Origin of the sequence: Sulfolobus acidocaldarius DSM 639 (assembly GCF_000012285.1) — an archaeon.
Lineage (GTDB): Archaea > Thermoproteota > Thermoprotei_A > Sulfolobales > Sulfolobaceae > Sulfolobus > Sulfolobus acidocaldarius.
The window spans coordinates 579666-602423 of the sequence record NC_007181.1 but is presented as its reverse complement, the minus strand read 5'-3'; the positions used below and the strand labels follow the sequence as shown (position 1 = coordinate 602423).

The following is a 22758-nucleotide window of genomic DNA, read 5'->3' as shown; positions in this document are numbered from 1 at the left end:
GGTTCGAAATTAGTACCAAACTCTAAGCACTATAGTACTGTTTGTACTTATAACGCCCTGAAGACTTCTTATATCATCTATCGTCTTATTTATCGATATTATATTCATTCCTCTTACTAATGCAAGAACATCATAATCACCTGTTGTTTCATAAACTGCTTCCACTCCGGGTATTTTGATTATCTTTTTAGAAATCTCAGGAGTAGGAATTTGAGGATTAGTTTTAACCATAACTATTGCTTTTATCTCATTTTCTAATTCATAATCAATAGTAAACCTCTTTATTACACCTAATCTTATCAACTTCTCTACTCTTTTCCTTACTGCAGCCTCACTTATCTTCAATTCTTTGGCTATCATAGTGAAAGGAGTTCTAGCATTCTTCCTTAACATCTCTAATATCTTAATATCACTATCATCAACGTCTGCCATTATTCAATCACCGTGCCTTTTCCTTCTAATGCATTCTTAATTGGATCTTCTACTAATCCAGATGATATTATCACTTTCTTAACTCCATTCTCTATTGCTTCTGCTGCCATTAATATTTTTCTATTCATACCTGGTCCTATTTTTTTAGATAATTCCTTAGCCTCTTCCACTGTTAACTTATTAACAACTTTGTTATCAACCATCACACCTTCCACATCAGTCAATAATATCAGGTTATCGGATCTCAATGCTGTAGCAAGAGCAAACGCCATCTGATCCCCATCCACATTTAGTAATGTAGATTCGTCAGGATCATATGCCAATGGTGATAATATTATTACCTCAAATAAATTGCTAAATGTTACTAATAATTCTTTGTTTATGTTTTTAATTTTTCCAGTATATCCACCGTCAATTATTCTCTTTCTTCCTCTTTCATCTATAACAATAATCTTTTTCTTTCTCTCTGCTAACACTAATTTTCCATCTGCACCAGTTAAGGCTATGCTATTACGATAGCTGGAAACCCTACTCAATATATTCCTGGAAATCGAACTCATAACCATAATGAATACTTCTAACTCTTCCTTAGTGGTATATCTACTTCTTATTCCTTCTGGTGAGGTGACAAATTTAGGTTCTATTCCCAGCTTACTAGATAATTCTGTTACCTGATCCCCTCCTCCATGAACGTATATTATTTTGTTGTTTGTCTTTATTATACTTTGAACTACTCTATCCAAATTTTGTTTTAAAACCCTACCGCCGGTTTTTACTACTATCATATTAAGCAGGCCTCAATGGAGGAATTCTTAAACCTTCGTCTTCTTCGAAACCTCTTGAAACATTAAAAGCTTGAACTGCCTGACCTGCAGCTCCTTTCATAAGATTGTCTATTGCTGAAAACATAGTTATTCTACCTACTCTCTTCTCTACTGCGAATCCAATATCTACGAAGTTACTTCCAATCACATATTTTGGATCTGGGTATGGATGTATATTGCCTCTGATTACTCTAACGAATTTTCTACCTCTATAAAATTCAATAATTTTTTTCCAAAATTCAATCTCGTTGAGATCATCCGAAATAAGCCAACCATGTACAGACGCAAGTGCACCTCTAATTGTGCTAACAGCATGAGGTACTAAACTTATTTTTACTTCTTTTTTCGATATATACTGTAACTCTTGCTCAACTTCTGCAGCATGTCTATGCCCCTCAGCTTCATAGGGCCTTATAGCATTCTGTCTTTCCGGATGGTGACTTCCTTCGCTAGGTTTTGCCCCTCCTTCGCTACTACCAACCTTTACGTCACTAATCAACCTATAGTTATCTAATATATTACTATATACTAATGGCGCTGCTGCAAGTATAGTAGCTGTGGAATTGCAACCAGGTGAAGCTATTAATTTTGCCCCTTTTAATTCCTCATAGTGTATCTCTGGGATTCCATAGACAGCCTTTTTTAATAAATCAGGATACGGATGGTCAAACTCATACCATAATTTATATAATTCTGGATTTTTCAATCTGAAATCAGCACTTAAATCCACTACCTGTAGTCCCATTTCCAAAAGTTTAGGTACATAATCTACAGAAACTTTATGAGGTAAGGCTAAAAATACGGCCTCGGCTTTTTCTCCTATTTTATCCCATGAAAACTGTGAAAAATTGATATTATAAAATCCTCTTAGGTTTGGATGAATAATTGATATCGGTTTACCTGCATATTCCCTGGATGTTATATAGGTTACTTCTACTTTGTTATGCATAGCTAATAGCCTTAATAATTCTCCACCTGTATACCCTGATCCACCAATAACTGCTACTCTTATCATTCATAACTCAAAAAGTAATATTGGTTTTAAACATTTCTACTCCTAAATAATATTAATAGTGTGAGTACAAACATTGAAGAACTAAAAAAATTTCTAGAAAATAAAATAACTGAATTGAAAAAAGAATTAGAATATTATGAGTATCTTTTAAGTCTGTTGGAAACAGAAGGATATAAAAATACAATCAAGGTAAACAGAGGAATTGCTGATATTATAAAAAATACTAAGGGAGAAATAATAGCTGAGATATACTATACTCCACCTTTAGTTAGAGTTGTGTTCAAGGGTAAGATAACTGTTAATCGAATATATGCTAACGTAATTAATAAGATTCTTGAGAACGAAAAAAACAAAAATAAAATAGAATATAATATCACTTTCGAGAAAGACGAATTAAAAGAGATAACTATAGACAGTATTAAAGATGAACTGCTTTACAATAGAATAAAGGCAGCACTACAATCTGTATTAGAAAGAATTTCTCACTAATACGTCTGTCTTAATCATTATAGGACGTGGGTCATTAATAAACCTTATCAACATTTCTCCTTTACCCAAAAATATTAAAGATCTTAATGTTTCTTCAATATTTAGATCGGCGAACCTCATGACTTCATTCCAGAACTTCTTATCACCATTATTCATAAATCCTAATAGTCCTATATTTTCTAGAAATATATCCGATAATTCTCCTAAATCATCGAAGTTTTGAGTAGCCATAAATATTCCAATACCAAATCCCCTTCCTCTTTTTATTAAATCTGCAACTATTTGATAGTCTCTATCCTCGGATCTTAGAAGAGTCCATGCTTCGTCTATAACTAAAACCAGTTTTAATCTATCGTCTGCTATATTATATTTATTAATAAATTTTATGATTATACCATACATCACAAGTCTTCTTAGTTCCTCTGATTTTATACTAGATAAATCAACTACATTTATACCTTCTGAAATTGCAGATATTAGGTCTATATCTTCCACTCCCGCATCTAAACTCTTTATGGCAGACACTATTCTAAGCAAATATGCCTTTACATCCTCATTTATATCATACTTTTCTATTTTATCAATTATATAGTCCCAACTAACCTCATAATAATTATCCGAGATACTTTCTAAAAGGATCCTATATAATAATGCAGATACAAACCTGTCTAACTTAAATGAGTTTCTAATAATGTTTTCTAATTGAATTAAATAAATATCCTTGTTCACATTAGAAAATTTAAGGAGATTAATGCTATTTAAAAGCGGATTTATGTATTTATATTTATAACCATACTTCTTAAGCCTTAAAGAAATATCTTTCTTTACATCAAAAAACACTATAGGTATACCATAAAGAATGTTTGTCTTGACTCCCAAAGATAATAAAAACTCTGTTTTACCAGAACCTGTTGGACCTATAATTAATGCATGAGGGTTAATTACTCTATTAACATTCCAAAACACGGCTCTTCTATCATTTATCTCCTGACCTAGATATATGCCGTCTGTAATTATCTCATAATCTGGTTGCTTCTGCAGAGAAAATACTGATAAAAAGGGAATTTGAGAAGGAAACACTATCTTCTTAAGGCTAAGTTTATCATTTAACAAATCCTCTATTTCATGTTTATACGCTAACCTACTTTTCACACCTATACTTTCTAATCCTTTCTTTACAACATCAGCAGTTGCTAACGCTTTTTCTTTACTATCTGAGTTGATGATAAAGAAAATAAGATACTTAAAAGGCATTTCTCCTTCACTTATTTTCTTTATCATATGCTGAATCATCATTAACTCGTTTTTTGCTCTTTCATTTGAAGGGTCAGCATCAATTATCACTCTTATATTTTGAGCTTTTTGAAATAAATCGCTTAAAAATTTGTTTTTATCAATACTACTTTTTCTAAATACGATATCTATCTGACCAGCTATATCCAGAACTTTATGAAACGAGGAAATCTTTACACGTAAACTTTCATCACTTAGATCTCTATAATCAAATGGTATGTCATCAACTATTAAAAATGCTTTAACATTATCCTCTATTTTTAAATATCCATCTTCTATGACTATACTATGATTTGTTTTATAGTTCTTAACGAATATTTTACTTATATTACTTTTTAGGAAAAATTTATAAAATTTTCTCATTATTTGAGGATCTACGAAAAAAAGTGATATAATTGCTAATATTATGAAGACTAAATTAAAAGATATGATACCTAATATTAGAAGTACCACAGCAACTACAATAAACGCCTTGTTCATTAAAATGGTCCAAAAATATATTCAGAGTCAGAGTGAACCGCAATAACTAATTAATTCAACGTCATAAATTAATAATTCTACTACTCATAACTCTATGTTTGCATGAATCATCCGTAAATCTTCTTCAGTTTTATTTAATTTTTTCATAAGCTCTGCAACCAGTCCGTCTAAGAAGATTTGAGTAGTATCCTCAAATAGAGTACCCAGTGGTGCTAAAGGTTCTGTTATACCTAAAATCTGCCTTGCAAAGTAATCCTCATTAGTTGAGTATTTAGTTCTTCCTGGAATCTCGACCACTACATCTGATATTTTTGCTAGTGGGCTATCAGCATAACTAGTTATTGAAATTAAAGTTGACTTAGCAGCTTTCGCAGCCTCTGCTGCAGTTAATATCAGCCTAGTTCTGCCTGAACCGGATATTGCAATGGCTATATCCCTTTCGCCGATTGCAGGAACTATAGTATCTCCCAACACATAAACATTGTAACCTAAATGAAGCAATCTCATTCCAAAAGCTTTACCAACTAATCCACTTCTACCTGCGCCCATTACAAGAATCTTACCGTTTTTATTTTGATTATAATGATTAACTAAAACTTCAATCATTTTTGAAACTTGCTCAGGTTTTAACATACGTACAGCACGCATGATAAATTCAGCTATATCATACATCGTCTTTATTGAGATAAGAGATTCAAACAAGGAAGTATTTGTAGGTGATGATGACAATTTGAATCTCCATTTATAACTCATTAATTCCAATTTAAAACATTACTTCTCCATAGATCCATAAGACGGCGAATTTTTTATACGTTTCAAAATGCAAATATTAAAAATAGTTAGAAATGTCATCAACTACACGTTGGACGCCAAAATGGAAAACCGTCAAAATAAAACTAAATGATAAAGATATAGATATCTGTTTTGACGAGATAACTAAACTTTATGCATGTCCAATATGCGCACCGGAATGTAAAAAAGGTAATACGCCAAACTACGGAGCTTACTTCTTTTCATTGGATGATTTGAAGGAGCACGTACTCTCACATAATTTCTCATACTGGCTAAGGAAGAGAAAGACAGAAGAGGAAGAAGAGGAAGAGGAGAAAGTAAAAGCAGAAGAGGAAGAAGAATGAAGAAGAAGAAAAACATAATTATGGTAGGCAACTTCACCATAGATGTCTTTAACAATGATAATGAAAAAATAGGAGGATCACCAATTTACTCAGGTTTTGCTGTATACATGCTAGGAGGAATTCCGCATGTAGTCTCTTCAATTAGTAATGCATATGAAAATATTTTACCTCCGTTTCTAAGCAAATATAAAATTTTCAACAGTAACAATATGACTACTTTTAAGTTAATTTATAAGGAAAATGGTAAAAGAGATCTCTTGCTAGTTTCTATGTCTGAAAGAAAATTAAGTATAGAGAATCACAAGTCTGATGGTCTAATAATAAATCCAGTGTGTAATGAAATAGATGTCAACATATTATCAAATATCTCTTTTCCTTCAGCTGTAGATATTCAAGGATTCGTTAGAATATGTGAAGAAAATAAATACGTTATTTTGGGTAACCAGTTTAAGTTACCTTATAATAGGAATTATTTAGTTGTACATGCTAACTATGATGAGCTAAGTAAGTCTATGTACACCGTATCTGATTTAATTACTACTGGATTTAAAGAGGTACTAGTATCATATGATGAAGATGGCTTTATAACCTTTACTAGAAATAGTTCTTACAAGTTTAAGCCAGAAAATATAGGTCCTTACAAAACAGGTACTGGTGATGTACTTCTTGCATCTTATTTTATGTACAGATTAAATGGAATAGACCCTGAGAAAAGTACATATCTTGCAGGGAAATTTACTGAGTGGTTCAGCAATTCAGGCTATCGTCTATTGTCTGACATAGGTTAAAATTCTTCCATTTTCCCAATCTTCCACAAAAAATGATATTATCGTCTTTTTCACCTATCTTGTTATCTTCATCTATTAATATACCATCCTTAATAATCCTATACCTGAAAGAGATTATTTCATCCCTTAACAAAATCCTTTTCCTCTTAAGATCACTGTACACTTTATCCCATGATGGAACTATATTTAAAAAAGGAACCAAAACATATAGAACATCAAATGAAGGATTTAACCAATCAATCGAAAATACATGAGAGAAAGAAACACCTTTGTCCCCATTTACTACAATCTGAGAACCTTGTCTTTTCTTGGTTGTAAATATAGCTTCAGCTATGCTAATACTTCTAAAAATTTTACTGTTATCAAATATTCTTCTTGGTATAGTGGAATATATTCTATCCCATAGGATTATCTCTCCCGTATTTAACACCAATTTATCATTTCTAATAAAATATGAACCGATTAGTCTAATTCTAGCTTTTAATGATAAATTTTGTATTATCTCACTCAGATTTTTTATATAGTACATTTTATTATCAGGAAGTAACCAATCTGGAATTTTATCTATCGTTAGTTTTGCACTTAAGTAGTTCTCTTTTTCATAAATTACATTCGTCTCTATCTGAGCAAAATCTAACAAGTTAGTGAAACATTTTTCTTTCACTAGAGGAGGATGTAGAGGGATATTAAAACCAGATATTTCGTCATAAGAAAACACTCCTCCTATTCTATGCTGATTCTCTAAAACTATAGAGTCTCTCTTACGAGAAGAGATCAATAAACCTGAGATACCTGCACCTAAAATAACTTCCATTTGACATTATACTAAAGCTCCTGAAGATAAAATCCTATCCCACTTATAGGATTTGGGAAAACTTTTATCGGTATCATTTACTGTATCCTTTGTATCGGCAACTAATCTCTTAACAAGAGCCTCGATATCGGAGCTGGAATCAACCTTTATTCTCTTACCATTATACTCTATTTCAGGGTAACCATCATACAAAGTATCAAACACAACTTCAAAATACACCTTGTTCTCACGCAGATAGTCTATCAAAGTGCTAGGAATTTCAAAGTAATCCTCTTGTCCAACTACCAGTCTTAGCATACTAAAATGTTACTACTATTGTTTATACTTATAAGCCAGCAGAGGAAATAATATGGAGATGAAATCCTTTTTAGGGTCAACTATTTTGCAAATATCCGGAGTAATAGGATATGCAAAAGACTATGAGGAGGCTAAAATTCTTACAGAAAAATTTAAGGGAATTTTTAAAGATTTATCAGTAAAAATGCTAGATTTAAGTAAAATCGAAGATCGACTATTAGCTATCAACTTAGATCCTGATATAGGAGACTTTAAAGAAGGTTATGTTATTGCGATAGGCATATAAATCCTCGTTATATTCTAATTATTGGGCCCGTAGTCTAGCCTGGTTAGGACGCTGCCCTCACACGGCAGAAGTCCCGAGTTCAAATCTCGGCGGGCCCATGTGGGGGACACCCCACTTTTATCTTTCAATTTTAGGTAAGTCTTGACCATGTCAGCTAAAGGTCCAACGTAAATTTCCTTCATCTTACGATCTTGGCCCTTCTCCACAAAGTAGACATAATACGATCCACGGACTTCCCTTATCCTTATATCACCGAATAAGAAAGTCCTATTACCCATATACTTATATAAGCCCTCTAACCTTTTTAAGTTTCATAACTATCAAATTTTATATTAAATTAAAAGTAAACAATAAAATTCCTCAGTACAAAAATAGAGTTTATTACATAAATAAATTTTCTTTATATAAAAATTTTTAAATGAGTTATTTAATGAGTAAGAAAATAAAAAGGATTTATTTCCTCAAACTAAATTATTTCTTCTCTTTTAAGCGTTAAATATAGACTTCCACTTTTGGGTGGACTAGTCTTGATATCTTACCTCTTGGTTTTTCCAATTGGAGGAATTCGTTGCCTTAGAATACATTGCTTTACATGAAATGATGAGTTTGAGTTATGAGATCTATGTTGGAATAGTCATTTTCTTTTTAGTGATGTTTTGGGGAATAATCGATAGTATTATAAGAGTTGTCAGTCATCACGAGTCTAAGTTAGGGTTTTTATGTAGTTAAGCCTTAGATTGATTTTAGGCCTATGTTCAATAATATCCTCTAATTCAAATCTTCTTTAAGAATATTTTTAATAACCAAACAAAGTATGGACATAATATATTAACAGTAATCATATAAGGTGTATCAAGTCCAGCTAAATAATAACTGAAGCAGCACGTCTGTTCATTATACTAGTAATGGAGTCTTTGATCTTTAATCAATGTTTATCAACTTGATTATCTCCTTCATCATTTACTAACAATGATAATAGATCTCTAATTTCGAACAACTCTTTTACTCCCTTGTCTGTTATATTACATTTTTTCTTGTAACCCTCTACAAAATAGAATGCATTTCTACATGTTATAAGTCCTTCATTGCATAACTGGTTTATATAATGTTGAAAACCGCCTTTAGTTATGTTAAATTTTTGTATAATTATATTGTATAGCTCACTAAATCCCATCTCACCATAAACATATAATATAACTAAAGTGTAAATTCTAATCTTCGTTGGGTTATTTTGAGTCAAACTAAACCCCCTACAAGTATTTGCAGAATCACCATCACATACATCAAGATAAGCATTCTCAAGTTCGTTTCAATATATCTAATACTGCGAAACACAAAAGCTATTACTATAACATCCACCACCAAAAACGCCACATAAGTCAAACTCCACGATCTTGAAAGACCTATAACATCATATGCCATAAGCAAAATGGATAAAACAACAAAACGTCTAACATGTTTTGAGTTCCAAGTACTATTTCCAGATACGTTAAGAAGTGTATAGAGTCGCCTAAATCTGGCTTCAAACTTCTGTATTATAAATCCCATGTATGCTACAAGAAGACAATCTACAGGGAAAATGTACTCCTTTAAGTAATAAGGATGTGGTAAAAGATTAAATATGAATAATACGGAAAAAATTGACAGTATTAGCATCAATCTTTTACCCATTTCATCATATAGCTTTTTCCTTGTATACTCTATCGCCTCAATAATTTCATTCTCCACCTTCATCGCCCCTAAGAAATATAAGGTCTAAGAGTGTAGGTTTTCTAATTTCAACAAATCCGTCTATTTTCCCATTCACCTCATCTCTTAAAACTAGTCTGGATTTAATTCCGTCATTTACTACTAGGTACTTATCCGCAACTCTTTTAATAAACTTTACATCTATAGGTTTGACCTGACCGTTCTGAAGAAGCATAACTTTCTCACAGGCACTTTCTACTACTTGCGCATCATGGGTCGTCATAAGTATAGTCTTATCATGAGCATGAGCGCTTATTTCTCTGACAAATAATAGTTTAGATTCGTAATCGAGACCCTCAGTTGGCTCATCAAGAAGCGAGACTGGTCTGTCTAATGATAAGGCAAACGTTAAGGCTAATTTTCTTTGAGTACCCTTACTTAGTGTAAAAACAAGTTTCTCTAGATATAGAGAAAGATTGAAATTTTTTATTAGGCTATAAACCTTGTCCCTATCAATTTCCATTGCACTTATGAAGAACTCAATGCTATCCCTGACTCTAAGGAACGCATCTAAGTAATTCTTGTCGTAAAGGACTGATATTACTTCCCTAACTCTTTTAACGTCCTCTAGTGGAGTTCCGTCTATCAATGCAGTTCCACTATCTGGTTTTTCCGATGTAGAAAGTATCCTGATTAATGTACTTTTGCCAGATCCATTACGTCCTACTATGCATGTTACTCTACCACTCTCAGCCTTAAAAGTTACGCCCTTTAACACAGGTGAAAGATATGATTTAGAGAGACCAATTGCTTCTATCATAATAGCACCATTCCTTGGCCTTTTACTAACCTTTTACCTGCCAAAATAAATAAGATTACACCAAGAACTATAACGTAGCTTATGGATAACACAACTTGTACTTGATAAGGTAATGTGTAAAACCATAATGCATTAAGGTCAGAAGCGTTATATCCTAAAAGGATGTATCTTATTAAAGCTATTAAGTGGCTATACGGGGAGATAAATGCTATAATACGAAGATATTCTGGTAGATAGCTTAAAGGATAATAAACCCCAGAAAAGAGTATCAGAATAACTTGGATCAGCGAGAAGAGATAGCTGGTGGGTGAAGAAAGGTTTCTAAATAAAGAATTAATAATAATACCAAGGCTGTAAGATGTTAGAGACCCTAAGAGCATGAGCGGAAGAACTGCGAGTAGTCCTATTACGTTTACGCCTTCAGATGTAAGGATGAAACTTAAGCCCGCTACTGTTAATACGTTTACAAAAGTAATAATTGCGTAAAAAATTACGTCAGTCCCCATAAAGTAATATATGATTTTTCGATTACTTAGCAGGTGAACTACATATATAGTACTATTACTAAACTCAAGACGTGAAGAAAAAGAGCCAAAGAGTGGAATGGTTAAAGCAAATATTATAGGTACCCCTACGATTTCAAAATCTAAGAAAGAAGTATTAAACTGCTTAAGAAAAGTAACTGAAGTTACGCCATTAAGAGAAATCCCAAGGGTTAATATCCATAAAATTGGTTGCAATAAATAGATTATTAAAGCCCATTTAAGGGTCTTTAAGCTAATTTTCGCCCTTCGTAGTATCATTAAAGAAAGTAACTTGAAAATATCCTTCATAGTGGATCATCTTTAACTAAGAATATTTGCGTTATATTCCTGGCTAGGATAGTTTTTCTGTCTTTATACGCCGAGATAATTTTTATAGCATCTTCTAAATTCGATACACTCTGTATAGGTACTGAGAGATACCCGTGATGTATACTTAAGCCTTTCCTTCCGAACAAGTAAATACCATAGGTTTCCTTTCCTACATTTCCAGAAGTATCTACGTTTAATGTTTTATGTATGTGAAGAAAAACTTCAACCTGCCTTAAGGATTCATGTGGTAAAATTACGCCTAGATCGATATCAAGTCCATATAAACGTAAACTTACCTCTTTACCTAAGAATTGTTCATGATGAAGAAGTGTATAAATGCCTAAAGTTACGACTTTAGTCTCAAATTTATGAAGCTTATTTAAAAAAGAATTAGATTTTTCTTCCATTATCTACACCTCTTACTCCTCCTCGATGACTAGATCTTCGCTTACCGCGCTTGCTGCAATTGCTACTCCTGCACACCCTACAGCTCCAACTACAGTTCCACAGCACAAGCAGTCCGCATATGCTATTCCATCAGTTAAAGGAATTTACTTCACCCAATTACTTCAGGGTTTTTATAGATTTAAAGTAATTAACAAAGTATTCATTCCATATTACAAATATTTTTGAATAAGCATTAATATTACTTGAAGTTAGTAGACCATAAAGTTTGTCGGCTCAGGAAAGATGGTTTCAGTTAAATACATAATATTAGATTTTATCTCCTTATCCTAGCTATAATCAGTCCAATGATTAGCAGTATTCCTAACGTAAGTGTCTGGAGATTATTTAGAAATATGCTAAGGGTAATGATTATAACACTCACTAGAATAAATATTGGTGTAAGTTTTTCATAATTAAGGTTTCTCTCATATACGATTCCGATAACTATAGCTAAGATTACTATAAGAAAGACCTGGAGCGGAATATCATTTCCAGGCATATATGAAAAGGTTCTTTTTGTTAAAATAAAGAGAGAAGGAAGTATGGAATAGATACTAAAATTCGATTTTATTAAAGAATAGACAGTTAATTATATCAGAGGCTGATCCTGAAATGATTTTAGCACAACATGTCAGTACAGGTTATGGTGATCTAGAAGTTATTCATGACTTAACTTTCGAGATAAAGGAAAAAGGAATATATGTACTCCTGGGGAAGAACGGGGCGGGAAAAACCACTATCTTGAGGTTGCTAGCTGGAGTACTTAAGCCTTGGAAGGGTCTGTTTAGGAGAGAAGGAAGTATTGCCTATCTCCCTCACTACATTGCCTTGCCTCCAGAGATGAGAGTAAAAGAGGCATTAGACTTTTTATCAAGGATATTAAACGCTAATTATTCTAGCGTTATAGAAGAGCTGGATTTAAAGGACCTTTTAGGAAAGAAGATATCAGATCTTTCTCAAGGGCAAAAGAAAAGGGTTTCTCTCTCAAGAGTTTTCATGAGAGAAAAGGACATCTACCTCCTCGACGAGCCTACTGATAATCTCGACCCAGTCTTTGCTAGTAAGGTTAGGGAAAAAGTAGTTTCACTATCAAAAAGTAAGATAGTGATCTACACATCACATAATCTTTACGAGGCTAAAGAAATTGGTAAATACGTAATGGTGATGGATAATGGAAGGCTAATTAGGTTCTGTACTATGGATGAATTGAGGACGGGAGAGTACGTTGTAGGGATAAGAGCTTCGTCGGATTTATCGAAGATTCTAGAGGGACATTATGAAGGGGACTACTTTGTAGTAAAGCTCCCTGACCCTTCGATGGTTAATGAAGTGATACAAAAGCTCCTTAGGGAGAATATTACAATTTACGAGGTGAAAGAGATGAGAAATCCTTTAGAAGAGCTTTTGAGGTGATCAAATGAAGCTATATCTCTCATTTATCTTGGCAAAGAGGGCATCAAAGAGGAGTTTGGGAACAACATTCTATCTATTTACATTATCCTTTATCGTGTTCGGTCTTAACATATATTTTATATCTAGATTAAGCTCTCAAAATCCTTCATTCCTCTCAACTGCAACTTTCCCTTCTCTGGTCTTTGTAATTGCTTTTATTTCATTAATAGTCACTCTCTTAGGCGATGATAGGCAAAGCGGTCTCCTAGAATATTTAGTGGCTGAGGGTTTCACTGCCCAAGAGGTCTATTACGGTTATCTTTTGGCGTACTTGTCCATTTCTCTTCCCGTTATTATTCCAGTAGACCTAGTACTTGGATTGATGGAGAGAAATGTGCTTTATATCTTAATTGTTGTATTAGCTTCAGTTGGCACGTTGTTCCTTACCTATTCCATTTCCTTTTCCTTTACAGGATTACAGAGGGTTACCGGCTCCTCGAGATATCCTTTAGCGGCCTATGTAGCATTGGGAATTTCACTGCTGTATCTCTTCTCATATTCAATTGTAGGTTATAAGGAACTACTAGCCTTTCTGCTTTATTTAAGCACAGGGTTAACCGTGTCTGGTATATCCCTCTTACTCGTTGTAGGAAAATTAATAGACGAGGAGAAATTATTACCTTGAGAATAAACAGTGTTTTAGCACTTCTAATATGCGTCAAAGACCAATTTTAAAACCCGAGAGCTCAGGGATTCAAGTCATGTTGAGTACGTGCGAGGAACCCACATATCTCAACTTTTATTTTGCCATAATCCATCTCCAGTCTACCAATATCCTGATCTCCTATTTACTTAATGAGAGCTTGTGTAGTACACTTAGGAATGCTTTACTTCTTGATTCTAAATCTAGTTTTTGACTTTCTGTTATTGGACTTAGAAGGCTTTAGTAATTGTATATAATTTTTATAGTTATAAAGTAATACAACGTTAAGGGATTAAGAGTATTTCGGTTTACTTAGAGCTTTAAGATGTTAACGTATTAAGAATATTTCCCAATTCCACTAAATCTAAATCTTCTTGGGTTTGAAGCTCTAAATATACTGGCTTAGTTAAATGTCTATGATATCTTGATTGGTATTCATCTTTTACTAAAAACCTGGGAATCTCTATTGTAACCTTTTCCGCGTTAAATTCATAACCACATTTCTTACATTTATATCCTTTCTTAACTCCTAAAGAGGTTGCTGATCTATTACATTTGGGACATTTAGGGTTAGTATATTCATGGTAATTTAATGATAAGACTCTCATTCTCTCTGCTTCAAAAATTTTCCCATATTTATCTGAAGGTCTGACTGTTGCAATAATCTCTATCTCATCACCATTTATAAGGAATTTTGAGGCTAAATTTAACTCCCCAGTTTCCTTATAAAAGATAAATATTTCTCCTTTATCTGAACTTAGTAGGACATCTCCTCCTTCTAATATTCTTACATCTTTAACTTTAATTTTTTTCTTTACTGTCCTGTAGTAATACTCTTTACTATCATTACTAATATGTGCGTCTGTTCCCTGATTAGACTTGTATATCATAGCTAGTTCAACATTATTAGAACTTCTTATCTCTTTCAACGCTTCTAACATAACTGAGAGATTGTTTCCTCTAACACCATATAATATAGGGTCTTTTCCTTGAGGTGTGATAAGTAACCTTTTCTTGATGTAATCAAAATTATTAAATGTTTTAGGAAAATTTCTTTCCTCAAATTTTATCACGCTATTTACATCCACAATTCTAAAACTAGAAGCATCATGCCTATAAGTAATAAGTTCATACGTAAACCCTTCAATTGGCAAATAACCTATTGCAGCAATACTCCCTATTATTCCCCTATCTCCCTTTGTAAGTATATGACATTTCTTTGAGATTCTTGTTGCGTAATCTAGTGGAACTATATCCTTTACAGCTTTTTGATAAAAATTATACAAAAAATTTTTGCACTCTTCATACTCGTCTCTCTTTATTATCGCTAAACCTGGTTTCCTATTATATTTAGTTGCTTTTGATATTTTTTCAACGTAATCCACACTCTCAGACCATATTATTTCTGCTAACTCTTCAAGGTTTTTTTCAGCGGATAGTATGATTTTAATACTTGCATTTCCTCTAGTTTTCCAGGGAATATTTGGATTTAACCTAATCAAATAAGGTAAATCGAGAATCTTTAAGCTCTTATCCTTGATTAAATGCTTAATGAGTAGTGCTGAAAAATGCGTAGTACAGCCTGCTTCAGGTGAGTCATGATCGTCTATTCCTAATATATATGTTACTTCTTTACTAGACTCTTTCCCTCTACCACTATCATTGTTAATGTTGATCTCACCCTAGGTAACTTTCTGACTGTATTTGTCACAAAATCCTTCAGCTTATCTAACGTATCAGCTTCTATTTTAGCTACAATATCATAAACGCCATATACTATGTGGACCTCTGTCACTTCATTCAGACTTTTAAGTTTTTCAAAAACCTCTTCTTCTCCACCTGCATCAGTGTTAATTAGAACTATAGCCGAAGCCATTTTTAAACCCAAGAAGGTTTATTAGAAATAAAGTTATAAGAACTTTATGATTATAAGTGAAAATATATATTATAGATTATCACAAGGATGATCCAAAGAAATGTACAGGGAAAAAACTAATAAGATTGGGTTATGCAAAACCTACAAATAAGGGAATAGGTATAGTACTGGATCCATTTTCAGAGACAGTAGTGGGAATAGAGGATTCTGAAATATTAATAAAGCAAGGACTAACGGCTGTAGATACTTCATGGAATAATACGACAATAAATGAATTCAAATCAACAGGATTTCATAGGAGATTACCGATCTTATTTGCGGGAAATCCAACAAATTATGCACTAGCATACAGACTTTCCACGTTGGAAGCAATATCTGCTACTCTGTATATATTAGAGCACATAGAACTTTCCTTCTCGATCCTAAATACTGTAAAATGGGGTAAAACTTTCTATGAACTGAATAAGGATATATTAGAGTCATACAAGGGCAAGAAGAGAGACGAAATTATGAAAATAGAAAATGAAATTATAGATAAAATAAGGGGAGCCTAACAATAACCCAGCTTTTGTATTTAGGGGGATTCTACTAAGCGTCCTTAGGAGGGTTGAACCTCAACTCATCCCCTCCTTACTTGCTCCTGGGAGGACTGCCGTTTCAGCCGGTATAATAGGTCTCATTTATGTAGCCTAGTTACCTAGACTACATATAAACTCATTTTCATATCCTATTATACCGGTTACGTTTCTGTGCAGTAGCCAGAGCACTAACCCTGCAGATCTAACTGCTCCCATGAGGCTTGGAGGCTGGAGTTTCCTCAGGATATTCCCGTAACCCCCTGTTAGGCTCCCCTAAAATAAGTTATAACGGGGGCGGGATAATAAAAGATGCTATAATTACACCAGCTATTAAGACAATACTCGCAACGACCACTACTTTAGGCGAAATTTTTACCTTTTCTTTTTCACTCTCATAATATCTTACTAAACCTGCCATTGAAGCTATTGGAACGTCTTCCTTTTTCTTTTTACTTGATGGCATTACTAGTCCTCCTTATACTCTTTATCTCTTTTATTATTTTTAAAGCTTTTTGATGATCTCTCTCTATCACATTTCCTGTAACTATAATATCCGCCCCTGCTAGTACCAAGTTTCTTGCCCTCTCTTCGCTGGTCACACCACCGCCTACAATTACTACACCGTCTTTTACCGTATTCTTTACGACCTTTATAGCCTCAGGCTTTACTGTCTCACTTGCTCCAGATCCAGCTTCTAGATATATGTATTTCATCCCCATGTAATTTGCAGCTAAGGAGTAACTCACTATAAGTTCTATGTTATCGTAAGGAATAACTCTTGCTCTTCCAATATGCCCAGCAGTACCACCATGTCCTATTATAAGATAGGCAGTTGGTAGAACTTCTAATCCTATCCTCTTTATAATAGGAGCAGCTACTATTTGAGCTCCAACTATATAATACAAATCGTCTGAATTCAAAAGTGAAAGAAATAATATAGCATCAGCCTTATTCGAAATTAAATTTACGTTGCTCGGAAATATTATCAAAGGAATACTGAATTCTTCTAAAATAGATAAAATATTATCCAACTTATCCTGCGATATACCAAGAGTTCCGCCTATTAGAAAAACGTCAGTTCCTGCCTCAATAAGCTTACTAGCAATATCATGCAATGAGTCTAAATCAAATATCTTATCAGGATCAAAAAGGGAAAAATGTAAAGTTTTCCCTTCCTCTAATATTTCGCTAATATATCTAGCTACCTTCCCCCTGAATTTCATCTTGAGCCTTCTCCTCTGTATCTTTTAAATTCTGCTCAATCTTTCCTTCATAGTATCTATCTATAAATTTACCGTATGCATTTGCCTCATCATAAACAAGAGGAACGTCAAACTGATCCTCAAGCTTACAGTTACCGCACATCACTTTAGCAATACCCTCCTTAACCGTGATAGATATAGTAACCTTTCCACATCTAGGACATTCGAAAACACTAGGAATTTTTGGTTTTGGCCTTTGAAGTTGAAGTTTTCTTCTTTTCTTTCTTCCTCCCAACTCTTTCTACACCAGATATTTTTAGCCTAAACCCGCTATTAAATACTTCTACAAAGATAAGATACAATATACCTAACACAAACGCAGAAATAACTCCTATATAAACAGTCTCAAGCGCTGAAAGCAATATTATTACCTCTTATCTTGATAATATTCTTCTCAGTATAAATGACTTTTCAAACGTATATAACTCTACCAGTATCTTCTTAAACGTATCCACATCCAAATTTATGACTAATATATCATCTTTATTTATCACATAATCCAAAGAAATTAGATGATAGCATTTCAATTTCTGTTTATTAAAGAAAAAGAAAGGACAAGTACAATATTTGTCCTTTACCATTAGATAATCCTTATCTTTACCTAGAAAAACAAACACAGAAACAAGTGAACTTCCTACCTTTAATTTTAATATCCGATCCTCAATAATTGCCTGTTTACTTCTCTTTAGCTTGTAATAATCTCTTAACATTATATATGCTTTCAGTTACAACAAATTCAAACAAAAACCTTTCGTCAGATCTTTTAGTATATTCTGCCACATAAAACAAATTGGGATTTCTACCTTGTCCAAATAATGATTGATTATATGTTAATTTTACGTTAAGCCCATCCAATATCTTATTTGTTTCATTTCATGATAATAAAAACACAAAAATAATCCTGTTCTAATCCTCAAATAAAATATTCTACTAACTACTGATATCTTTTCCAGTAAGGTAAAATGAGGAAGAACTAAGAACCTAACAGGAATACTTACATCAGGTCACTCTACCTAGATAAAACACTATCATTCCAGTATTTCAAGAAGAATACTGTAGCAGTAATTATAACCGGAATTATCAGTGCAACAAAAGCATAGCCTAGACCTATAAACTGAGATAAAGCACCAACTACTATTGGAACTATGAAAAACAAAATGTTATTATAGGCTAAGAAGTATGAGTTGACTGCGTTCCTCTCTTCACTGGAAGTCGCTCTAGCTATTATTATCGTGGATATAGGAAAAACTGATCCGTGAGGTATACCCAGAAGAGCCATAAAGATTAGGTAAAGAGCTAAATTCGGAGAAAATACAACTCCTATTATTCCTAAAATGGTTATTACAACTGAAATAAGTAAAGGATATCGAAGTGATCTAAAAGGTCTAATTGTCATGAAGAGTCTGGTCAAAAATGATGTTATAAAGAAGGGTATATATGAGAAGTAAGCCAAGTTCTTAGGAAGCCCTAACTCGTCTATTCCGTAAATGGTTATAAATGTAGTGAAAGCTGCAAACGGGATATTATATGTTGTAATAGATAGTATAGATGAAATAAATCCCTTATTTCGCAGAGCAGACATCCCATGAATTTCTCTTTTTGCATCAGGGAATTTTATTAGCCATGATAGGACAAAGGACAAAATAGAAAATGGAAGAAAAGCTAGAAAGACTGACTTATAGCTGAAAATCGAAAGAACGTAACTTTCTAATAGTGGACCAATTATGAGACTAATGCTCAAACTCGTGGAATATAGTGATAATAACCTCTCCGCTAGTCTTTTGTTTTCTACTAAAGATGCTGAGGTTACTAGGTTAGGCATTATTAAACCGTAAGCGACTCCGGCAATAGCGGTAAAAATCCATACTGTTAAAGGAGTAGATAGGTAGAATCCTATTAGAAGGACAGATATTAAGAAATTACATGAAATAAATACTTTCCTTCTAGAGGAAGGTGATAAAACTGGATTAATAAGTGAGGTTGAAATGAGTGTTGCCATAAATATTAAGCCCTCTAAAACACCTGCAAGAAAATTATTGAACCCAAACACATATTTAGTTAGAGGAGCTAATGTAGTCGTCACCATATTATTAGTTGACCTATTTGCTATGGCTATTAGCGATAACGTTAAAGCAATGTACAAAAAAGATCGTTTGCCACTCATAATGATGCAATACTTCAATAGTTCAATTAAAAACTTACTATTTTCCTTTACTAGTACAAAAGAATGTTTAGATGTGCTCGAAAAATTTAACCTAACTATTTCCTAGGATTTAATCAAAATCTAAGTTAAGTTGTTGTAAATTCATGGATCCATAGGAAGTCGTTGGAGATTGTTTAACTAACGTACATGACAAGCCAAAGAGCCTAATATAAATGTTAAAAATTTTTAGTTTCAAAAAGAATTAACCGGGGGGTTTAATTTATATCACTAAAGAGTTCTAACCTCTTTTTCCGATCTCATGAACGATTATAGATACATGGTAGAGGTTCGGAGGGAGTTAAGCCTAGCCATCTATCAAGCTAAGTACTATAAGCATTTGACCAAGCCCGTGTTCTTGGAGGTAGAAGAGGAAAAAGTAGACTTTGGCGAAGTTTACAGAAGGTTAAAAGAGATCTTAATGACGAAGCGATGAGCTTAGCTCACCTTACGGAATCCCACTTAAGTTTCCTATCTAGGAAGGCTCTCGTTCCTCCGCCTAAGTTTTGCAGAAGGGTTAGCAGAGTGAGGTGGTGTTCCTGCGTCTGGGCAAAGCTCTCAGATGGGAATACTCTACCTTTTTGTTCTACCTCGAGTAGAGTACAACCTTTCCCAGAAGTCTAACAATAGGTAACCTATCATTGCAGCGCCATAGACATCCGTATGTGCCAAAGCCTAGCTTAAAGGGGAGGTGGGTGTATCGTTGCTGGGACAACTGCGGAGACGTTATCGTTATGGACGACCACCGGCACGACGTCCGAGACGTTAATCTCCAAGATCGCGGCCGAAATGTTGCTAGGGCAGGGCAAGTAGGTTAGGATTGGTGGTCAATATAACGAAGGAACAGGTCAACAACTATTAGTCCTATTGCTATGAAGAAGAGACCCTTGCCTTCGTTAGATACCTTGGGGAACTCCTGTGACCCTTCTTCAAGGCAGTTCACTCCTCCTCCACATGAGGGCCCCTAAGGACCTCTATGTAATCCTGGATGATGGAGTTCACCTCGCTAGAGGTGCCCTCTTGACAGTCTACCTTCTCGCCCTGCAAGATGGCAGTAAGTATTTGAAAGGTCTTCTCGGCCATTGCCTTTGCCTCCCAGTTATTGAGGTCATAGAAGAAGTCGCAGTTCTCCGTAATTACCTCGAATATTTCCCTGTCCCTGTTGACTACCGCGTCCTTAACCTCACCATATAATGAAGAGCTGAGGACCTTCTCTCTGAAATTGTCCCTTGCCTTTGCATATACCTTACCGTAGGCCTCAGGGTCGGCAGTTGACTCCACTACATGCTCGGCCAGCTCGTTGCCCATGTAGTACGTCTCAACTAAGGCGACGACGAGAGCGGTGAGCTTGGCGAGCTTCTTCACGAAGTCCCAGTAGTTCTCGGGGAGCTTGAAAAGTGACTTTAGGTTGAGGGCTATCGCCTCTATTAAGTTAACGTTCCAGTCGTAGACGCCCAGCGCTCTGGCTATCCTGGATATGTCAAATACCATGACTGGGTGGGCATACACGTTGCCCGAGGGAGTCTGCAACTGGGCGAGGGGACCGGCGGAGTAGATTAGCCCCCAAAGCCCTCCATTGGCGCACTGGAAGCCGTCGCAGGCGTTCGCGTTCTGGTTAACGGAGGAACAGCTGGTGTAGAGGAAGACCGGGGCCCCCAAGTCGAGCTCTGTTGGGGAGAGGACTAGGCTGTTAGAGAAATTAACCTTCAGCACCTCTGCCAAGTACTTGTAAACCCACGCCAGGCTAGTCACGTCCAGGATCTGGTAAGTGCCCAGAGGCATGATCAAGGGCGGATCGTCGGAGACGCTTGCGGTGTCGCTAAGGTTAATTTCTACGTTTCTCCTAATCACTCTAAAGGTCAGACCTTTGCATCCTATAGCTTTGCAACCACTAGTGTAGTCTGGGATGATACGATTGGCTATATATAGGCCGTAGGTGTAGGCAACGGCGTACCAAGGTATTATTGAGGCGATAGTTGTGTTGCCTTGGTAAATTGGCGGGTTGTACCACACATCCACGTCCTTAGACAGCGGGTAAACAGGGATTACTCCGAGCTTTCCCCCCACGGTGTTCAGATCCATGCCGAACTCCTCTAAGTACTTTGCCAAGGATAAGGACTTGAAGGACTTACCTCCCTGGACTACTCCCAAGATAGTCGATCCCTTAACTGCTGGTACCCAGCCTATGTAGAAGTAAATGTTCCTCCCCTCGTAGTTTATTCTCACTAGGATCCCTTGGCCGAAGGCCTTGTTAGGGTCGACGTCTAGACAGTAGAAGGGCCCGCACTGCGTGGCGGAGGCCCTAGTTGCCCTAAATGGAAGGGCTATTGCTGGGTAGTAGGCAAACCTCTGGTTTTCCGCACTATACGCGGTGCTTGAGATCCCGTTGGCTGTGCACTTTAGCTCCTCCTCTTGCGCTTCGGAGTCTTCCTGCGTTGAGAGGCTCAACCTAGCTATGTTCGCGTAGAGCGCTGGAGCTAACGTCCCCGCAATCAAGAGCCCTACGGGAATTGCCCCAATCACCTTTTTCCAAAAGGAAGAGGACGGAGAAGGTTCTGGAGTTTCCCCCTCCTCTATTTCCTCCTCCATAGTGCCGTATATCTCCTCTAGCTCCTTACTAGCCAAGATACCACAAGTTTGACTAGTTCAATGATTTAAGAATGTTTTCATAATATCTAATATTGTAGTACAGTTTTGACTTAATAGTAGTGGTACTTTCAATATTCAACGAGCAATATCTTCCAGAACTCGTATGGCCTTGCGCAATTACGAGCCTAGTCGGATCCCCTTTTCCTGCTCTCGACTTAGCCTAGCACACTCTCGTACTCCTTTCTAGCTCCTTATCTTTAGGAAATAAGCGTAAGCGTCTAGTAATCAAAATCTGCTGTGAAAGGAACTTTCTGGCTACACGGAATAAACGGTGGTGCAGAGCCAGTTTCGAAATGCGCACTCTATATTAGAGGACTACCGTAAGGAGTAGTACAAAAGAGTGGACCGGCCGGGATTTGAACCCGGGACCTCGTGGATGCCAACCACGCACTCTTCCAGGCTGAGCTACCGGCCCACAATATACTACGTAGATC

31 protein-coding genes, 2 tRNA genes, 1 other RNA gene and 1 pseudogene are annotated in these 22758 nt (G+C 35.3%); 10 read left to right on the top strand and 25 right to left on the bottom strand.

All coding sequences use genetic code 11. The features are described 5' to 3' along the window. Nucleotides 1-9 precede the first annotated feature (9 nt). From lysM to argC, 3 genes are read right to left on the bottom strand one after another with little or no spacing between them, the layout of a single operon-like run. Nucleotides 10-432: an HTH-type transcriptional regulator LysM gene (gene lysM, locus SACI_RS03595; RefSeq protein ID WP_011277630.1), complete on the bottom strand. Its 423-nt coding sequence runs from the start codon at nucleotides 430-432 to the stop codon at nucleotides 10-12. Further along, a complete protein-coding gene (locus SACI_RS03590) occupies nucleotides 432-1217 on the bottom strand; it encodes a [LysW]-aminoadipate/[LysW]-glutamate kinase (RefSeq protein ID WP_011277629.1) in 786 nt (261 codons plus the stop codon). Before SACI_RS03590 ends, lysM begins: the two co-directional genes overlap by 1 nt. 1 nt (nucleotide 1218) lies before the next feature. Further along, the gene (argC, locus tag SACI_RS03585) at nucleotides 1219-2271 is read right to left on the bottom strand and encodes an N-acetyl-gamma-glutamyl-phosphate reductase (RefSeq protein ID WP_011277628.1); all 1053 of its coding nucleotides are present in this window, start codon (nucleotides 2269-2271) and stop codon (nucleotides 1219-1221) included. Between the two features lie 60 nt (nucleotides 2272-2331). Between argC and SACI_RS03580 the strand changes: the two genes are divergently transcribed. Beyond that, entirely contained in the window at nucleotides 2332-2760 is a 429-nt protein-coding gene (locus SACI_RS03580; RefSeq protein WP_011277627.1) for a hypothetical protein, read from the top strand. Here SACI_RS03580 and cedB read toward each other — a convergent pair. Continuing rightward, nucleotides 2740-4533: a DNA import protein CedB gene (gene cedB, locus SACI_RS03575; protein ID WP_011277626.1), complete on the bottom strand. Its 1794-nt coding sequence runs from the start codon at nucleotides 4531-4533 to the stop codon at nucleotides 2740-2742. The two genes, SACI_RS03580 and cedB, sit on opposite strands and share 21 nt — an antisense overlap. 84 nt (nucleotides 4534-4617) lie before the next feature. Then, a complete protein-coding gene (gene hxlB, locus SACI_RS03570; RefSeq protein WP_024083355.1) occupies nucleotides 4618-5205 on the bottom strand; it encodes a 6-phospho-3-hexuloisomerase in 588 nt (195 codons plus the stop codon). A 173-nt stretch (nucleotides 5206-5378) separates the two neighbouring features. On the opposite strand from hxlB, the gene SACI_RS03565 reads away from it, so the two are divergent. Both SACI_RS03565 and SACI_RS03560 read left to right on the top strand, forming a co-directional pair. Then, entirely contained in the window at nucleotides 5379-5669 is a 291-nt protein-coding gene (locus SACI_RS03565; protein ID WP_011277624.1) for a hypothetical protein, read from the top strand. Further along, nucleotides 5666-6457: a hypothetical protein gene (locus SACI_RS03560; protein ID WP_011277623.1), complete on the top strand. Its 792-nt coding sequence runs from the start codon at nucleotides 5666-5668 to the stop codon at nucleotides 6455-6457. Before SACI_RS03565 ends, SACI_RS03560 begins: the two co-directional genes overlap by 4 nt. Here SACI_RS03560 and SACI_RS03555 read toward each other — a convergent pair. Together SACI_RS03555 and SACI_RS03550 are read right to left on the bottom strand one after the other, a co-directional pair. Further along, on the bottom strand, nucleotides 6417-7271 hold the full coding sequence (locus tag SACI_RS03555; protein ID WP_011277622.1) for an NAD(P)-binding protein: 855 nt from the start codon (nucleotides 7269-7271) through the stop codon (nucleotides 6417-6419). The genes SACI_RS03560 and SACI_RS03555 overlap by 41 nt on opposite strands. A 6-nt stretch (nucleotides 7272-7277) precedes the next feature. After that, a complete protein-coding gene (locus tag SACI_RS03550) occupies nucleotides 7278-7568 on the bottom strand; it encodes a hypothetical protein (RefSeq protein WP_011277621.1) in 291 nt (96 codons plus the stop codon). A 58-nt stretch (nucleotides 7569-7626) separates the two neighbouring features. Here SACI_RS03550 and SACI_RS03545 point away from each other — a divergent pair, with 58 nt between their 5' ends. After that, nucleotides 7627-7854 carry a hypothetical protein gene (locus SACI_RS03545; RefSeq protein WP_024083350.1) on the top strand — a complete coding sequence of 76 codons (228 nt, stop codon included), beginning with the start codon at nucleotides 7627-7629 and terminating at the stop codon, nucleotides 7852-7854. Between the two features lie 23 nt (nucleotides 7855-7877). Beyond that, a tRNA-Val gene (locus tag SACI_RS03540) sits at nucleotides 7878-7952 on the top strand. A 21-nt stretch (nucleotides 7953-7973) separates the two neighbouring features. Here SACI_RS03540 and SACI_RS11580 read toward each other — a convergent pair. The 6 genes and pseudogenes from SACI_RS11580 to SACI_RS03515 all read right to left on the bottom strand — a co-directional run. Further along, nucleotides 7974-8132 (bottom strand): annotated as a pseudogene (locus SACI_RS11580) (putative integrase); the annotation flags it as partial. Nucleotides 8133-8779: 647 nt separating this feature from the next. Continuing rightward, entirely contained in the window at nucleotides 8780-9094 is a 315-nt protein-coding gene (locus tag SACI_RS03535) for a hypothetical protein (protein WP_011277619.1), read from the bottom strand. Then, on the bottom strand, nucleotides 9091-9588 hold the full coding sequence (locus SACI_RS03530; RefSeq protein WP_015385487.1) for a hypothetical protein: 498 nt from the start codon (nucleotides 9586-9588) through the stop codon (nucleotides 9091-9093). The genes SACI_RS03535 and SACI_RS03530 overlap by 4 nt, the downstream gene beginning before the upstream one ends. Continuing rightward, a complete protein-coding gene (locus SACI_RS03525) occupies nucleotides 9572-10363 on the bottom strand; it encodes an ABC transporter ATP-binding protein (protein ID WP_011277617.1) in 792 nt (263 codons plus the stop codon). Before SACI_RS03525 ends, SACI_RS03530 begins: the two co-directional genes overlap by 17 nt. Beyond that, on the bottom strand, nucleotides 10360-11196 hold the full coding sequence (locus SACI_RS03520) for an ABC transporter permease (RefSeq protein ID WP_015385486.1): 837 nt from the start codon (nucleotides 11194-11196) through the stop codon (nucleotides 10360-10362). Before SACI_RS03520 ends, SACI_RS03525 begins: the two co-directional genes overlap by 4 nt. Continuing rightward, entirely contained in the window at nucleotides 11193-11624 is a 432-nt protein-coding gene (locus SACI_RS03515; RefSeq protein WP_011277615.1) for a hypothetical protein, read from the bottom strand. Before SACI_RS03515 ends, SACI_RS03520 begins: the two co-directional genes overlap by 4 nt. A gap of 25 nt (nucleotides 11625-11649) precedes the next feature. On the opposite strand from SACI_RS03515, the gene SACI_RS11815 reads away from it, so the two are divergent. Then, nucleotides 11650-11850, top strand: coding sequence for a hypothetical protein (locus SACI_RS11815; protein WP_147127842.1), 201 nt, complete (start codon nucleotides 11650-11652; stop codon nucleotides 11848-11850). 88 nt (nucleotides 11851-11938) lie between these two features. On the opposite strand, the gene SACI_RS03510 is transcribed toward SACI_RS11815, so the two are convergent. Then, entirely contained in the window at nucleotides 11939-12163 is a 225-nt protein-coding gene (locus tag SACI_RS03510; protein WP_015385485.1) for a hypothetical protein, read from the bottom strand. A gap of 113 nt (nucleotides 12164-12276) precedes the next feature. Here SACI_RS03510 and SACI_RS03505 point away from each other — a divergent pair, with 113 nt between their 5' ends. Together SACI_RS03505 and SACI_RS03500 are read left to right on the top strand one after the other, a co-directional pair. Further along, the gene (locus SACI_RS03505; protein ID WP_011277614.1) at nucleotides 12277-13077 is read left to right on the top strand and encodes an ATP-binding cassette domain-containing protein; all 801 of its coding nucleotides are present in this window, start codon (nucleotides 12277-12279) and stop codon (nucleotides 13075-13077) included. A gap of 4 nt (nucleotides 13078-13081) precedes the next feature. Next, a complete protein-coding gene (locus SACI_RS03500) occupies nucleotides 13082-13741 on the top strand; it encodes a hypothetical protein (protein WP_011277613.1) in 660 nt (219 codons plus the stop codon). A 338-nt stretch (nucleotides 13742-14079) separates the two neighbouring features. Here the strand turns inward: SACI_RS03500 and SACI_RS03495 are convergent, their stop codons facing one another. Then, a complete protein-coding gene (locus tag SACI_RS03495; protein ID WP_420834781.1) occupies nucleotides 14080-15369 on the bottom strand; it encodes a TiaS agmantine-binding domain-containing protein in 1290 nt (429 codons plus the stop codon). Between the two features lie 14 nt (nucleotides 15370-15383). Further along, nucleotides 15384-15635, bottom strand: a complete 252-nt coding sequence (locus tag SACI_RS03490) for an Lrp/AsnC family transcriptional regulator (protein ID WP_011277611.1) — start codon at nucleotides 15633-15635, stop codon at nucleotides 15384-15386. Between the two features lie 56 nt (nucleotides 15636-15691). Between SACI_RS03490 and SACI_RS03485 the strand changes: the two genes are divergently transcribed. After that, nucleotides 15692-16189, top strand: coding sequence for a DUF367 family protein (locus SACI_RS03485; protein ID WP_011277610.1), 498 nt, complete (start codon nucleotides 15692-15694; stop codon nucleotides 16187-16189). Here the strand turns inward: SACI_RS03485 and rnpB are convergent. From rnpB to SACI_RS03455, 7 genes are all read right to left on the bottom strand, one after another. Further along, an RNA gene (rnpB, locus tag SACI_RS11505) (RNase P RNA component) lies at nucleotides 16180-16486 on the bottom strand. The two genes, SACI_RS03485 and rnpB, sit on opposite strands and share 10 nt — an antisense overlap. A 10-nt stretch (nucleotides 16487-16496) precedes the next feature. Next, nucleotides 16497-16676 carry a preprotein translocase subunit Sec61beta gene (locus tag SACI_RS03480; RefSeq protein ID WP_011277609.1) on the bottom strand — a complete coding sequence of 60 codons (180 nt, stop codon included), beginning with the start codon at nucleotides 16674-16676 and terminating at the stop codon, nucleotides 16497-16499. Beyond that, on the bottom strand, nucleotides 16663-17436 hold the full coding sequence (locus SACI_RS03475) for a geranylgeranylglyceryl/heptaprenylglyceryl phosphate synthase (RefSeq protein WP_011277608.1): 774 nt from the start codon (nucleotides 17434-17436) through the stop codon (nucleotides 16663-16665). Before SACI_RS03475 ends, SACI_RS03480 begins: the two co-directional genes overlap by 14 nt. Next, nucleotides 17411-17710, bottom strand: coding sequence for a transcriptional regulator (locus tag SACI_RS03470; RefSeq protein ID WP_011277607.1), 300 nt, complete (start codon nucleotides 17708-17710; stop codon nucleotides 17411-17413). The genes SACI_RS03475 and SACI_RS03470 overlap by 26 nt, the downstream gene beginning before the upstream one ends. 139 nt (nucleotides 17711-17849) lie before the next feature. After that, nucleotides 17850-18185, bottom strand: coding sequence for a hypothetical protein (locus SACI_RS03465; protein ID WP_011277606.1), 336 nt, complete (start codon nucleotides 18183-18185; stop codon nucleotides 17850-17852). Next, complete coding sequence (locus SACI_RS03460) at nucleotides 18151-18330, bottom strand: hypothetical protein (protein ID WP_048054388.1); 180 nt, start codon at nucleotides 18328-18330, stop codon at nucleotides 18151-18153. The genes SACI_RS03465 and SACI_RS03460 overlap by 35 nt, the downstream gene beginning before the upstream one ends. A 154-nt stretch (nucleotides 18331-18484) precedes the next feature. Beyond that, on the bottom strand, nucleotides 18485-19639 hold the full coding sequence (locus tag SACI_RS03455) for an MFS transporter (RefSeq protein WP_011277605.1): 1155 nt from the start codon (nucleotides 19637-19639) through the stop codon (nucleotides 18485-18487). A gap of 298 nt (nucleotides 19640-19937) precedes the next feature. Here SACI_RS03455 and SACI_RS11915 point away from each other — a divergent pair, with 298 nt between their 5' ends. Continuing rightward, nucleotides 19938-20111 carry a hypothetical protein gene (locus tag SACI_RS11915; RefSeq protein WP_155589490.1) on the top strand — a complete coding sequence of 58 codons (174 nt, stop codon included), beginning with the start codon at nucleotides 19938-19940 and terminating at the stop codon, nucleotides 20109-20111. 503 nt (nucleotides 20112-20614) lie between these two features. On the opposite strand, the gene SACI_RS03450 is transcribed toward SACI_RS11915, so the two are convergent. Both SACI_RS03450 and SACI_RS03445 read right to left on the bottom strand, forming a co-directional pair. Continuing rightward, on the bottom strand, nucleotides 20615-22300 hold the full coding sequence (locus tag SACI_RS03450; RefSeq protein ID WP_011277604.1) for a hypothetical protein: 1686 nt from the start codon (nucleotides 22298-22300) through the stop codon (nucleotides 20615-20617). A gap of 365 nt (nucleotides 22301-22665) precedes the next feature. Continuing rightward, nucleotides 22666-22739: transfer RNA gene (locus tag SACI_RS03445), tRNA-Ala, on the bottom strand. Nucleotides 22740-22758 lie beyond the last annotated feature (19 nt).